Raw genomic sequence first — 13478 nt, 5'->3', positions numbered from 1 at the left:
CCCCGGCAGATCAGGCGGCTGGACCCGGGAGCGGGCTCCACAGGCTGGGCGTGTGCTCGCGGTCGCGCATCCAGCCCGGCACGTCCGCCGCCGGCATGGGTGAGGCTATGTGAAACCCCTGCACCAGGTCGCAGCCCTGCCTGCTCAGCACCTGCATCTGCGCCTCGGTCTCCACGCCTTCGGCCACCACCTCCATGCCCAGCCCGTGTGCAAGCTGTATCACGGCCTGCACCACATGGCGGGCCTGTTCGCTGCTGGCCAGGTCGGTGACGAAGCTGCGGTCGATCTTGAGCTGCTGTGCGGGAATGTGGCGCAGGTGCGCCAGTGACGAGTAGCCGGTGCCGAAGTCGTCGATGGACAGCCGCACCCCCAGGGCCGCGATGCGTTCGAGCGTGGCGCGCTCCTGCACCGAGTGCTCCATCATGGTCGATTCGGTAATCTCGCACACCAGTTGCGAGGGGCGCAGCCGGTGCGCCCCCAGCGCCTGGCCGATGCGATCCACCAGATCGGGCTGGCGCAACTGGTGGGGCGACAGGTTGATGGCAATGTGGCACCGCAGCCCCTGCGCCTGCCATTGCGCCAGCTGCGCGCAGGCCGTGTCGATCACCCAGTTGCCGATGGCGCCGATGAGGCCATAGCGTTCGGCCAGCGGGATGAAGATCTCGGGGCTGACCTGCCCGAACTTCTCGTGCTCCCAGCGCAGCAGGGCCTCCAGGCCATGCACCTGGCCCTGGGTGCAGTCCACCTTGGGCTGGTAGTGCAGCACCAGGTCTCCGCGCTCCAGCGACTCGCGCAGCGCCTGGCGCATCAGCACCTCTTCGGTGCCGTCGTCGGACATGGACTTTTCGTACAGCACGCAACTGCCGCCGCCGGCACGCTTAGCCTCGTACATCGCCGCATCGGCGCAGGCCAGCAAACGGTCGCCCGAGGGCTCCTGACCGGGGTGCAGCACCACCCCGATGGAGCATGACAGCGATACCCGGTGCCGGCCCACCGGGTACGGGCGCCGCAGCACTTCGATGATGCGGCCGCCCACGCGCATGGCGTCCTCGTCGGCCGTGGGCGATTCGATCAGCGCCACGAACTCGTCCCCACCCAGCCGGGCCAGCAGGTCGGCGCCCCGCACCACGGACTGCAGGCGCCGCGCCACCTCCTTGAGCACGCCGTCACCCGCCGCGTGGCCGAAGGTATCGTTGATGGGCTTGAAGCCGTCGAGGTCGATGAACATCACGCCCAGCGCGCAAGGCAGCCCTGCGCCCGTGGCCGCGCCCTCCCCGGCAATGCGTTGCACGGCCTGGTCCAGCCGCTCGTGGAACAGGGCGCGGTTGGGCAGGCCGGTGAGCGGGTCTTCGAAGGCCTGGCGCTGCAGCTGGTCGTTGGCGCGCCGCAGGTCGGCATTGGCCTGGCGCAGCGAGTCGGCCAGGTCGGAGATGCGGCGCTCGGCGTGCTTGCGCGCGGTGACGTCGCGCGACAGGGCGATGAAGGTGGGCCCCTCCTGCCCGCCTTGTCCTTCTTGCCCCTCTTGCAGGCCATCGGCCGGCTTGCGCGCCACCGACAGCTCGAACCATCGCTCCCCGGTGGGCAGGTGCAGGCGGTAGGTGCGCGGGCTGGCATGCCCCAGGGTGCGCGCCTCGGCGGCGGCGGCCATGGCCAGCTCGCGCAGCTTGGGCGAGAGGGCCTCGCTGACCGTGCGGCCCACCAGTGCGCGGTGCTGCGTGGCCAGTTCTTCGGTGGCGGGCGCGTTGCACTGGATGAAGCGGCCCTGGGCATCGAGCTCGAACAGCAGATCGGGCAGCGCATCGAGGATGGCCGCGTTGCGCGCCTGCGCGCGCTGCAGGTCGCGCTGGATGCCAAAGTTCTTGATCAGGTGCCGCAGCCGGTGGCCCAGGATGGACCAGTTCACGGGCTTGGAGATGAAGTCCGTCGCGCCGGCCGCATACGCATTCTCGACGGACGCCACATCGTCATTGCCCGTGACCAGCACGATGGGCACGAACGGGCCGGCCTCGCCACGCAAGATGCTGCACAGCTCGTAGCCGTTGAGGCTTGGCATCTCCACGTCCAGTAGCACCAGCGAGCAGGCCGATTGGCGGAACGCGAGCAGCGCAGAAGCCCCGTCCTCGGCCAGCACGGGCTCGAAGCCGAGCTTGCGCACGGCGGCCCGCAGCATGGCGCGCATGCCGGGGTCGTCGTCGGCGATCAGCACGCGGGTGGCGGCCACCAGCGCCGCTTCAGGCGGCTGCCCATCCAGCAAGGCCAGCGCCTCCTTGCTCATGGGTGCGCCTCCAGCACGGCCTGCAGGCCGGCCACAGTGCGGCTGTGGGCAGCGTGCATGCGCGCCAGCCCCTGGCCCACCGCCGGGGCGTCGCCCGCGAGCGCATGGCGCTCCACGCTGCCCAGGCCCTCGGCCAGCTCCAGCGCGCCGGCATGGGCGGCCGAGGACTTGAGGCCGTGGGCGATGCGCGCTGCATCGGCCAGCCGGCCATCGGCCAGCGCCTGCTCCATGCCCGCCAGGCCTTGCGCGGCGGCATCGAGGAAGCCCGTCACCACCTCGCGCAGCAGCCCCGTGCCGCCGTGCTCGTCCAGGTACAGCAGGGTCTCGACCGCGCGCGCGTCGATGATGGCCGCGTGGGCATCGGCCGGCGCCACGGGATCCTCCGGCACCTCCACAGGCGGGGCACTCCGGGCCTGCAGCCAAGGCGCAAGGGCCGCAGCCAGGGTGCCGATGCCGTAGGGTTTGGCGATGAAGCCGTCCATCCCGCTGGCCCGGCACCGGGCAGCGTCGTCGGCACCGGCGTTGGCCGTGAGCGCGATGATGGGCAGGCTGGCCCCGCGTCCATCCGGCAGGCCGCGTATCGCCCGGGTGGCGGCATAGCCATCCACCACGGGCATCTGGCAGTCCATGAGCACGGCGTCGAAATCGTGCTGGCGCACCTGTTCGATGGCCTGTGCGCCGTCGTGCGCCTCACGCCAGGCCAGGCCCAGCTTGCGCAGCATGCCCGCCGCCACAGCGCGGTTGACCGGGTGGTCCTCCACCAGCAGCACCGTGCCTTGCAGCCGGGGCACGGCCTCCACAGCTGCCCCTGCAGCACCTTCCTCGCGGTCGATACGGGCTGGCACCGGGCCGGCCAAGGGCAGCTCCAGTTGCACCGCAAAGCGCGACCCGGCCCCCGGCTGGCTCTGCACCGCAATATCACCCCCCATGGCCCGCGCCAGGTCGCGGCAGATCGCCAGGCCCAGGCCTGTGCCGCCAAAGCGGCGCGTGGTCGAACCGTCGGCCTGGGCAAAGCGCTCGAAGATGCGCTGCTGCGCCTCGGCCGGTATGCCAATGCCCGAGTCCTGCACCACGATGTCTACCTGGGCTCGCCCGGCCACCTGCGCTGGCGCCACCCACACCTGCACATTGACGCGGCCCTGTTCCGTGAACTTGATCGCGTTGCCGATGAGGTTGGCGACGATCTGGCGCAGGCGCAACGGGTCGCCCACCAATTGGCACTCGGGCATCTGCCACTTCACCTGCGCCTGCAGCTCCAGGCCCTTGGCCAGCGCGGGCTGCACGAACATGGCCTGCGCCGCACCAATCTCGCGCCGCAGGTCGAAGTCGACCCGCTCCAGCCGCAGTTGCCCGGCCTCGATCTTGGAGACATCGAGCACGTCGTCGATCAGCGCCAGCAGGTGCCGGCCCGAGGCCTGCACCGCGCCGGCCCACCCGCGCTGCTCGCTGCTCAGGCCGCTGCCGAGCAGCAGCTCGTTCATGCCCAGCACGCCATTGAGCGGCGTGCGGATCTCGTGGCTGATGGTGGCCAGAAACTCGCTCTTGACCAGGGCCAGTTGCTCGGCGGCCAGGCGCGCACGCTCCAGCGCCCACTGGGCCGCATAGTCCTTGCGCACGATGAACTCGCGCCACCAGCCCACCCCCACCGCCAGCAAAAACAGCGTGAGCACGTGGTAGGACCAGTAGGCCGCCTCGGCCGCCGACTGGCCGGGGTGCCACCACAGCGTGGCACAGAAGATCGCGAGGATGGACAGGCCCGCCATCAGCGCCCAGCGGAACTGCAGGCCCAGCACGATGAAGCAATAGAACTCCAGAAAGGTGAAGTTCAGGATGCCAACCCACGAGGTCAGCCCCTCGCCCCCGGCCGCATCGATGCGCAGCAATATCCAGAACAGGCACAGCGACAGCGCAACGATGAAGCCGGCCAGCACCGGCTGCCAATGCCGGCGCGTCTGCGGCAAAAAGGTGTACGCCAGGCCCAGCAGCAAAATGGGCACGGCCACCTGCAGCCTGAGCGCGTTGCCCGCCACCGTGGGGTAGGCGAGCCAGTCGACCAGGAAGTCGCCCAGCACCAGCAGCAGGCCCAACACCAGCGCGCCCTGGGCATAGCGGTGGTAGAACGACAGGTAGTGCTCGCCAAACGCATGCTCGACCTGCGCCGATTCAAAGCGCAGCAGCACCCGCAGCCGCAGGGTGGGCGCGGCGTCCTCAAAGGTGCGGGGGGGCCCGCTGGCGGTGCCCATGGCGGGAATTGAATCGGTGGAGACGGGTGGTTTGGGGATATCCTATAACGAATTGTTACCTTTGCGCAGTAGAAATTGCCATGGCCCCGCACGGCAGTCGGCTGCTGGGTTCCCGGGCTGTGCGTGGCGCGGAGGCTGTCGGTAGGGCGGCGCGCCCTGCCGCCCCCGTTTTGCAGCGGCACGGTGCCTGCCTGCCTTGCAACCATGGTGGCGTTAACTTATATTCCCGATGCCCTCCAATCCATGACACCCGGCGCCATGAGCACCATGTACCCCCGCATCACCCCCCGCAGCCAGTGGCCCAAGGGCCACTCCACGGTCAATGCCTGGCACCTGAGCAAACACCTGGGGCCGCTGTTTCAATCAACGGACATGATCGCGGCCCGGTTCCCCGAAGCGAATGCGCAGGCGATGTTGCCTGCCGCGGCCATCAGCGGGCTGGTCGAGTTCGCGACCACGGCGGATTCCGTCTACGACGCCACCGCCGCACTGGATCGCCTGTTCGACGCCTACGAATCCTTCCCGCAGACCCTGGAGGCGTTCGAGCAGCGGTTTGCGGCCTCGGACAAGAAGGCCAGGAAGCGCATCGTCGGCAGCCTGGGCTATCTGCTGCGCGATGGTGAGAACCGAAGGCCCCCGCTGGGAAAGCACTTCACCGAAATCTTCGCCGATGCGCAGTTCTTCAAAGACCTGGCCACGCGCGCCGATCTGCTCAAGAATGGCGCCGCCTGAGCAGGGGCCCCAGCCATCCATCCAGCCCCACCTGAGGTGCGATGAACCCGATCCGATCCCTCGCCCTCGCAGCGCTGCTGTGCATGCCCTGCCTTTCCCACGCCGAACCCAGCGTCCAGGTCGGCTTCTCGCCCGAAGGCTCGGCGCGCCAGCTGGTGCTGGAGACCATTGGCGGCGCGCAGCACAGCATCCAGATGCTGGCCTATGTCTTCCAGGCGCCCGACATCACGCAGGCGCTGGTCGATGCGAAAAAGCGCGGTGTGGAGGTGCGCATCGTGGTCGACAAGAAGCGCAACCGCAACAAGCCCAGCAAGGCGGCCATGGACTTCGTGACCGGCAATGGCCTTGAGCTGCGCACCAACGACGACTACCACATCCACCACGACAAGACGATCATCGTGGACGGCCACACGGTGGAGACGGGCTCCTTCAACTTCGCGCCGTCCGCCGAGACGATGAACTCCGAGAACGTGGTCGTCATCCGCGGCATGCCCGATGTCGCGCGCCAGTACCTGGCGCACTGGCAGTCGCGCTGGGACCTGGGCAAGCCCTACCCGGCGCGCTGACGGACAGCAGTAGGCACGCCCCCTGGATCAGTTGGGGCGCTTCATGATGACCTGGCGCAGCTCCTCGTACTCGCTGCGCGTCACGGCCTGGGCGTCGTAGGCCTTTACCAGGTCGTCGAGCTCGCGGCCCTTGGAGAACTTGACGCCCTCCTGCACGGTCACGCGCGAGGTGCTGCTGCTGACGCAGCCGGCCAGCGATACCAGGCATGCGCAGACGAGGGTGATGGTGGTAATCCGATGGTTGGTGTGGTTGTTCATGGCGCTGTTCTCACTCACTTCACGCTGTCGATCAGCCGGCGGCGCTGGCTGTCGTACTCGCGGCTGCTCAATGCGCCGTTGTTGAACGCGCTCTTGAGGTCGATCAACTGCTGGCCGATGGTCGCCTCCACCGGCGCGCGGACAACGTCGGTTGAACTGCATGCCGGCAGGGCCAGCACGGCCGCCGCAGCCAGGAACGCCATGGTTGGGAATTTCATGCATCCTCCTCCTTTGATGTCAGACGCTGAATCCTAGCCCACTTCCGGGAGGCAGAAGGCATGGAAGTGGCTTTGGTGCCCCCTCTCCTTTTCGTCTGCGCCCTTGCTTTCATCTATGCTCACATCGCCATGCACCTCATCACACCAACCCCTCTGCAGGACCTGCTGCTCGACCCCGCGACTCACCCGCGCGGCCAGGCCCACCTGAGCGCGGCCAGCGGGCTGGTGCGGGCTGGCGCATGGCTCTACCTGGTGGCGGACGATGAGCACCACCTGGGCCTGCTGCCTGCCGGCGCAGCCGTGCTGCAGCACTTGCCACAGGCACCGCTGGTGCAGTTGCACCGCATCCTGCCAGGCGACCTGCCAGCCGAGCCGAAGGCCCGCAAAAAGCGCAAGCCCGATCTGGAAGCGCTGGCCCTGCTGCCCGCGTCGCCCACGCACCCGCACGGGGCGCTGCTGGCCCTCGGGTCGGGGTCCAAACCCAATCGGCAGCGGGGCGTTGTCATCGCGCTCGATGCCACCGGGCGCCCCGATGGCGCTGCGCAGGTGCTGGATTTTTCTGCGCTCTACACGCCCCTGCGTGCGGAGTTTGCCGACCTGAACATCGAAGGCGCCTTTGTCGCGAATGACTGCCTGCACCTGCTGCAGCGCGGCAACAAGGGCGATGCGCGCAATGCCTGCATCAGCTACCCACTGGCCCCATTGCTGGCCTGGCTGGCCGGCACGCGTGCAGCGCCACCGGCACCGCTGCGCACCACCTTGTTCGACCTGGGCATGGTGGATGGTGTGCCCCTTGGCTTCACCGATGGCGCGGCGCTGGCCGGCGGCGCTGGCGGATGGATCTTCAGCGCCGTGGCCGAGAACACGGACGACAGCTATGCGGACGGTGAATGCGTGGCATCGGCCATTGGCTGGGTCGGTGCGGATGGAAGGCTGCTGCGCATAGCCTCCCTGGAGGGGGCGCCCAAGGTCGAAGGGATTGCGCTGGATGGAAAGGAGCGGCTGCTGATGGTTACGGATGCGGATGATCCTGAGCGTGCGTCGCGGTTGTGGGTGGTCGCACTGGATTGACGGATGATCAAGCCATGCCCCCTGCCAATTCAGACCGCGCCCCGCTGACCACGTCACAGCAAAACATCTTCCGCAGCGAAGGCGTGCTCCACCTGCCTGACTTCATCCCCAGGCCACGGCTCAAGGCCGTCAAGGACAGCATCCTTGCCGAACTCATGCGCCTCAGGATCTGGAGCGGCAGCAAAAGCCTGGGCAGCGCCCCCGACCGCCTGCCCGCCTTCCAGCAGATCGCCCGCCTGTCATCGCAAGTGAAAGTGCCTAACCTGCACGATGCCATATGCACGCCCGAGGTGCAGGCCGCCGTCGCCGCACTGGCGGGCGCGCAACCCGTCACCGCACAGGGCGAACAGTTGCTGCTCTCACTGCCACGCCAGGGCGCATGGTCGCTGGCCCAGTTGAACTGGCATGTGGACGTGGCGCCCCGGCCCGACCCCGATGAGGTTCCGGGCATCCAGGCGTTCTACCTGATCGACGACGTGGTGCCACAGGGCGGCGCTACCCTGGCGCTGGCGCACTCGCACCGATTGGCGTCACAGGCCGCCGGCGCACTGCGTAGCGCACTGAAAAGCAGCGGTGCAGACCTGGCAACGGCCCTGGCCGCGTCGGGCACGGCACTGGCCGAGATGTGTGGCAAAGCCGGCGATGTGTTCCTGATGGACATGCGCACGGTGCATTCGCCTTCGGTCAATGCGTCCAAGCACATCCGCATGATGGCGACCACGCGCTTTGCACTGGGGCCTTTGCGCTGACTAACCCAGTGCAAAGGCCCCGAGCGCCACCACCCACGCCCCCAGCAACAACAGGCTGGCCCACAGGCTCCACCGGCCCCAGGGCTGCTTCCCACGCCACCTCGGGCCGCCCCCGCGCAAACCCGCGGATGAAGGCCGCCCACCCCTCGGCACCGAGGATGCACACGCCCATGGCCACCACTGCGGCTGCGCCGGGCAGGGGCACCTGCTTCCACATCGGCTGGTGGTTGAAGGCATCGTGGAAGTCGGCGGGGTCTATCAGATCCCCGCCCTCGCGTGGGGCCGATGCCGAACGACACGCTGCGCCCCCGAATGCCCATGCCCACAGCGCAGACAGCCACGGTGGTGATATGGATCGCCACGCCAAGGCGACAGCAGCAAGGGCCATGCCTCAATGAGTAGTGCCGGTCACCAGGCGCCCTATGGGTTGAGATACCGCGAGGCTACGGATTCGGTTCCAGTACCAATCATGCACATCGGCATCCACGGTCGCCGCAATTTGCGTTTGGTACAGCGCACCACGCTCATCTTGTGAGTACCGGAGATCCGATACGGGTCGCCTTTTGCCTCACCGAAATAGTTGGACTTGAAGCCATTAACCCTCGGAGCTGATGTTTTTGAACATCCCACATGCTCCATGTTTGTCACACGGTTACTGCAGGATATATTACGTTATATGTAACAATCAATCAGATTCACATGGCAACACGAAAAATTCTCACTGTTGGTCTTGAGCTCGCATCGACCGATACCACACACGCGACCTTCAGATCGAAGGCATCACTGTTGGACTGGGACATCTTTCTCTTCAGGCCTGAAATCTCAGAATTTCTCCACAACTACTATGAAACGTACCAAGGAAAGCCATCGTTCAATGATGCCGGCTCGTTCGCAGCCAAAGAATGTTGTGAGCACTGGCGACGCGAGATCAAGCAGGCAATTGAGACGGGAAAGACAGTCGTTGTGTTCCTCCCATCTCTGTACGAAGCTTACGTAGATACCGGCGGGCGTTCATACTCAGGTACTGGTCGAAATCAGAAGGTGACCCGCCACGTCGCGCCCCTCACAAATTACGACACGCTTCCGGTGAGCTTAAGTCCAGTGAAGACAACCGGAAGTTCGATGAAACTAGCCCCGAAGGGCGTCGAAGTGCTGGCCGCGTATTGGGCTGAATTTGGAGATCGGTCTAACTACAATGTAGTCTTAAGCGCATCTGAAGTCCCCGCGTGCGTATTGACTAGGGCGGGCGACAAGCCGGTGGGTGCGATCTACAGAAGCAAGTCTTCGGCTGGAACGCTGTTGTTGCTCCCTGACTTGGATTTCAGTCCTCCGAGTTTTACGAAAAGGAAGGGAAACAGCACGGTATGGTCGTCTGACGCAACCAAGTTTGCCGGCGCTTTCCTTTCCGCTTTAGTCGGCTTGGATAAAGCACTCCGGTCCTCGTCAGAAGTGACGCCCGAACCAACGTGGGCAGCAGCTACCTTGTACACGCTCGCACCTGAGGCGGCGCTGCACGTTCAACTCCTTGAGGCGGAGCGCCAGGTCGAACACGCCCAGCGCAAGAAGGAGGAGATCTCCGAGGCGATTGCTATCGCCGCTATGCCCCGTGCTCTACTTTATGAAAAAGGCAAGCCCCTGGAGGCTGCGATCATTCACGCCCTCAGTACTCTCGGCTTCAAGGCTGAACCATTTAAGCAGTCTGACTCGGAGTTTGACGTGGTTTTCGATTCTGCCGAAGGCAGGTTGATTGGCGAGGCGGAAGGCAAGGACACAAAGGCTGTAAACATCGACAAGTTGCGTCAGCTCTCAATGAATATTCATGAGGATCTTCAGCGCGAGGAAGTTTCAGAACCTGCAAAGCCCGTCTTGTTCGGAAATGCCTATCGCCTTCAAGAACCACCAGAACGGTCTGACCCTTTCACCGAGAAGTGTCATACCGCCGCTGCATCCTCGTCGACAGCGCTCGTAGCAACCACTGACCTCTTCCCGCCTGTCCAGTATTTGCTTGCGCATGCAGACCCTGAATATGCGGCTGCATGTCGTTCTGCTCTCTTGTCGGCCATCGGTAGAGTCGCATTTCCGATTCCGCCGATTGCGGCTGCAGAACGGAACGATGAGATGGATAGGGAGGAAAGGTGACGTCCAACAGGCAGTTCGACGCAAATCGTGTTGATGAGCGTAAGCCTCGCGGCGCAATGCCACTGCTTGCTGGTCAAATCCAACGTTGAGCGTCCGCTTTCAAAAGCCGCCAATGGCTGCATCTTCCCGGTTGCAGTCATGGTATCAGCGGGCATATTCAGCCCCGGCGACGCTATCTTACAAACGCCGCCCCCAACCCCCAATCCACCGAACTTAAGCCAATCTACCCCTTGTAAGCCATGTTCGGATGCGGCTTCACATGGCGCCTGGGTCTGGGCTGAGATCGGCCCGCCACCCTGCGCACCAGATTCTTGCCCAGCAACGCAATCGCATCTGCAATCAAGCCCTGCATGTCCTGAATGGCCAGCAGCGCACGCGCCAGCCAACGCTGCATCACCTGCGCTGCGTATGCGCGGTTGCACACCCGCTCATCGGGCTGCAACTGCTGGGCGGTCTGCGCTGCCATGCACACCAGTGCTGCCAGGTTGTCCGCCAGTACCTTGGCCGCCACATCCACCAGCAGTGCCTGCTGCGTCAGCCCAGAGATGCATTCGAGCTTGAGGCGCTGCTTGAGCCTCTTGAACGCCTCTTCAATGCGCCAGCGCTGGTGGTACAAGTGCCCAAACACCGATGCCGGGAAGTCCTGCGCGGGCAGGTTGGTTGCCATCACCCGCACCTGCCCGGTGCTGGATACACAGCGCACCAGCCGCACCCAGGGTGGTGCACCTGAGCACTCGTAGTCCTTGGCATCCTGTGCACTGGGCGCTCTCAGTTGCACCATGGCCTCCGCCTGGTGGCTTTGCAAGAACGCCTGCATGGCGCTCCAGCCATTGGCCTTGTCGCAGCGCATGCAAAAGCCTATACCCCGCTCCTGCAGATGGGCCACCAGCCAACTGGTGGGATAGCCCCGGTCCAGCACCAGCACATCCAAAGGCTCCAACTGCTCCAAAGCCTCGAACAACATCTGCCGCTCAGGCACCTGTGCGCCATGCACCCGGGCGTGCAGGCACAGCTCAGCGCCAGGCAGGTACAAGGCAAACAGGCGCTGGTCCGCACTGGCCACCCGCAGCCGATGGCAGGCGCGCAAGGCAGGCATCAACACACTGGCGTCACCAGCCACCACGCGCCGCCCCCGCCAGCGGGGCACCCAGGCCTGCGCGCCCGCAAGCAAGCGCGCATTGAGCCCATGCAGGGCATTCCAATCGAGGTGGCTGCGGGCCTTGGCAAAGGCGCGATCAGAGACGCCGCGCACATACCCGAGCCCAATCCCAGTCCCAAGCGCATCACCGTCAGAGCCCAGGCTGCCAAAGAAGCCGTCCAGCATGACTTGCTGGGAAGAGCCGCGCTGACACAGCAAGGCCCCGATGAGATGCGGCAAGGGCAGTTTGCGGCTGCGCGTGAAGGCATTGGGGTGCTGCGCCAGCCGTGCGGCTTGGGCAAAGGCATCGCTGTGGATGTGCTGGCTCAGCTCGCTGAGCAGGTGCGCAAGTGCAGTGCCATCAATGCCAAGGGTTAACCCTGAGTTTTCTTGCCATGGGGGTGTTCGTTGTCAAGTGAAGATTTGCAAGAAAACCCAATCAAATCATTGGGTTACAGTGAGTATTTTAGCTTAAGTTCGGTGGATTGCCCCAACCCCCCCACAGCCTCCCTCCCCCGTCCACCCCGCACCCGCGAATGCAACACCACCGGCAGCTGCGGCAACGCCGGCAGCCCAGCCGCGCGCCTACCTGCACCGCCCCCAGCGGCACCATGCGCGGCGCGAGGGCGGCTATGCCCAGCCCCGCAATCACAGCCGCAGACACAGCCGCCACCCCGCCCCCCACAAACGCCTCGCGCCAGGGCACACCAGCCTCGTCGAGCAACTGGCTGGCCATCACCCGCACGCCGCAAGGCTCAGCCAGCGTGACGATGGGCAGTGGCTCGCCCGCGCAATGCTGCCAGGTGGGCGCAGCAAACCAGCCAAAGGGCTCTTCGGCCAGCACCTGCCCATCGCTGCGGTCGGCGTGAAAGCGCACGATGGCCACATCGAGTTCGCGCCGGTCATAGGCCTGCAGCAGGCCGCCAGAGGAGCCGATGCGGATCTCGATCACCAGGCCCGGGTCGTGTGCGTTCATGCGGGCGATGAGGGCGGGCAGGTCGGGCCCGGCCACGTGGTCGCTGATGCCGATGGCAATGCGCTCGCGGTCGCGTTGCTCGGCAAAGGTGGCCAGGGTGCGCTGGTGTACGGCGAGCAGTTCGCGTGCGGGTGCCAGAAAGGCCGCGCCGCGTGCCGACAGCTCCACATGGCGCGGGGTGCGTTCGATAAGGCGGCAGCCGAGGCGGTCTTCCAGGCGCTTGAGTTTCAGGCTCACTGCGGCCTGGGTGGTCTGCATGACCTCGGCCGCGCGGGTAAAACTGCCCAGCATCGCCAATTTCAGCAGTCGATCGCCACGATGCACACCTGGCACTATCTGACAGTGCCCACGTCCGCGGCCCCCCGAACGTTGGCCAGCAGTGGGTCAGTAGGTTGCCACCAGCTTGGCCGCCAATGCCTTGGCACCCGCTCGCCAAGAGGCTTCTCTGGCAGCAGCGTTGGTTCTGATCACATCTGCGGCCAATGGCTCCACCGGGCCGCCCAGAACCGACAGATAGTCTATTGCAGTCCAGAGCACGCGCCCCCCGCTGTCCTTCAGCTCCAAACGCATGCGCAATGTGGGCACCAGGTTGGAGCTGAATCCGTTGGGGATGCTGAAGCCATAACCTTCCACCAATATGTGCAACGTCGCGCTCCCTGCGTCCCGGGTGTCCCTCAGCGGGAACTTGCCCGACTGGCGCAACTGGGCGAGCGTCTCTTCGTAAGCGATCTGATCGATGGTGGCCCCAGAGGAGACCTCTTTCTGGAACGCGTCGCGCGTGGCATCCCTGCTGAACTGCGTTGCCAAGGCGCCCACGACGCCAAACACCATGTGCGTTGCGCCGCCGGGCCCCATGTACGTCATCTTTTCAGGTACCGCCACCTCTCGGCTTACTACCACGGACTTGATGGCCGCCCGGTCGGCGCCTGATATCTGCGCGGTGGTTGCGCACCCAGATAGAAATACCGCCATTGCAGCCATTGCCATAATCCTTGCGAACATCGATCATTCCTTGAAAAGTAAGCCGTTCGAAACCTGCCGAGGCGTGCGAGCATAGCGGTGAAACGTGACTGCAGCGACGCTTCAATGGCATGTGCACCGGCACACCTCACG

The 13478-nt window shown here is 65.4% G+C and carries 11 protein-coding genes and 1 pseudogene; 5 read left to right on the top strand and 7 right to left on the bottom strand.

The features are described from left to right. Positions 1-10 precede the first annotated feature (10 nt). Together ACSQ3Y_RS17120 and ACSQ3Y_RS17115 are read right to left on the bottom strand one after the other, a co-directional pair. The gene (locus tag ACSQ3Y_RS17120) at positions 11-2275 is read right to left on the bottom strand and encodes a two-component system response regulator (protein ID WP_436178197.1); all 2265 of its coding nucleotides are present in this window, start codon (positions 2273-2275) and stop codon (positions 11-13) included. Further along, positions 2272-4518: an ATP-binding protein gene (locus tag ACSQ3Y_RS17115; RefSeq protein ID WP_436178196.1), complete on the bottom strand. Its 2247-nt coding sequence runs from the start codon at positions 4516-4518 to the stop codon at positions 2272-2274. Before ACSQ3Y_RS17115 ends, ACSQ3Y_RS17120 begins: the two co-directional genes overlap by 4 nt. Positions 4519-4776: 258 nt before the next feature. Between ACSQ3Y_RS17115 and ACSQ3Y_RS17110 the strand changes: the two genes are divergently transcribed. Then, a complete protein-coding gene (locus ACSQ3Y_RS17110; protein WP_436178195.1) occupies positions 4777-5250 on the top strand; it encodes a hypothetical protein in 474 nt (157 codons plus the stop codon). A gap of 41 nt (positions 5251-5291) precedes the next feature. Then, entirely contained in the window at positions 5292-5816 is a 525-nt protein-coding gene (locus ACSQ3Y_RS17105; protein WP_436178194.1) for a phospholipase D family protein, read from the top strand. A gap of 27 nt (positions 5817-5843) precedes the next feature. Here the strand turns inward: ACSQ3Y_RS17105 and ACSQ3Y_RS17100 are convergent, their stop codons facing one another. Both ACSQ3Y_RS17100 and ACSQ3Y_RS17095 read right to left on the bottom strand, forming a co-directional pair. Further along, on the bottom strand, positions 5844-6074 hold the full coding sequence (locus tag ACSQ3Y_RS17100; RefSeq protein ID WP_436178193.1) for a hypothetical protein: 231 nt from the start codon (positions 6072-6074) through the stop codon (positions 5844-5846). 14 nt (positions 6075-6088) lie between these two features. After that, positions 6089-6292, bottom strand: coding sequence for a hypothetical protein (locus ACSQ3Y_RS17095; RefSeq protein ID WP_436178192.1), 204 nt, complete (start codon positions 6290-6292; stop codon positions 6089-6091). 129 nt (positions 6293-6421) lie between these two features. On the opposite strand from ACSQ3Y_RS17095, the gene ACSQ3Y_RS17090 reads away from it, so the two are divergent. From ACSQ3Y_RS17090 to ACSQ3Y_RS17080, 3 genes are all read left to right on the top strand, one after another. Next, on the top strand, positions 6422-7363 hold the full coding sequence (locus tag ACSQ3Y_RS17090; protein ID WP_436178191.1) for a DUF6910 family protein: 942 nt from the start codon (positions 6422-6424) through the stop codon (positions 7361-7363). 14 nt (positions 7364-7377) lie between these two features. Beyond that, positions 7378-8112, top strand: a complete 735-nt coding sequence (locus ACSQ3Y_RS17085; RefSeq protein WP_436178190.1) for a phytanoyl-CoA dioxygenase family protein — start codon at positions 7378-7380, stop codon at positions 8110-8112. Positions 8113-8811: 699 nt separating this feature from the next. After that, positions 8812-10251 carry a hypothetical protein gene (locus ACSQ3Y_RS17080; RefSeq protein WP_436178189.1) on the top strand — a complete coding sequence of 480 codons (1440 nt, stop codon included), beginning with the start codon at positions 8812-8814 and terminating at the stop codon, positions 10249-10251. 223 nt (positions 10252-10474) lie between these two features. Here ACSQ3Y_RS17080 and ACSQ3Y_RS17075 read toward each other — a convergent pair whose 3' ends face one another. The 3 genes and pseudogenes from ACSQ3Y_RS17075 to ACSQ3Y_RS17065 form a co-directional block, all read right to left on the bottom strand. Then, positions 10475-11674: an IS4 family transposase gene (locus ACSQ3Y_RS17075; protein ID WP_436180129.1), complete on the bottom strand. Its 1200-nt coding sequence runs from the start codon at positions 11672-11674 to the stop codon at positions 10475-10477. Positions 11675-11841: 167 nt separating this feature from the next. Continuing rightward, a pseudogene (locus tag ACSQ3Y_RS17070) lies at positions 11842-12656 on the bottom strand (LysR family transcriptional regulator). 93 nt (positions 12657-12749) lie between these two features. Next, entirely contained in the window at positions 12750-13367 is a 618-nt protein-coding gene (locus ACSQ3Y_RS17065; protein WP_436178188.1) for a hypothetical protein, read from the bottom strand. Positions 13368-13478: the final 111 nt, after the last annotated feature.

Origin of the sequence: Acidovorax sp. LjRoot66, assembly GCF_964253305.1 — a bacterium.
Lineage (GTDB): Bacteria > Pseudomonadota > Gammaproteobacteria > Burkholderiales > Burkholderiaceae_C > Acidovorax.
Note: the sequence above shows the minus strand (reverse complement) of the source record. Positions and strands in the feature narration are given on the sequence as shown.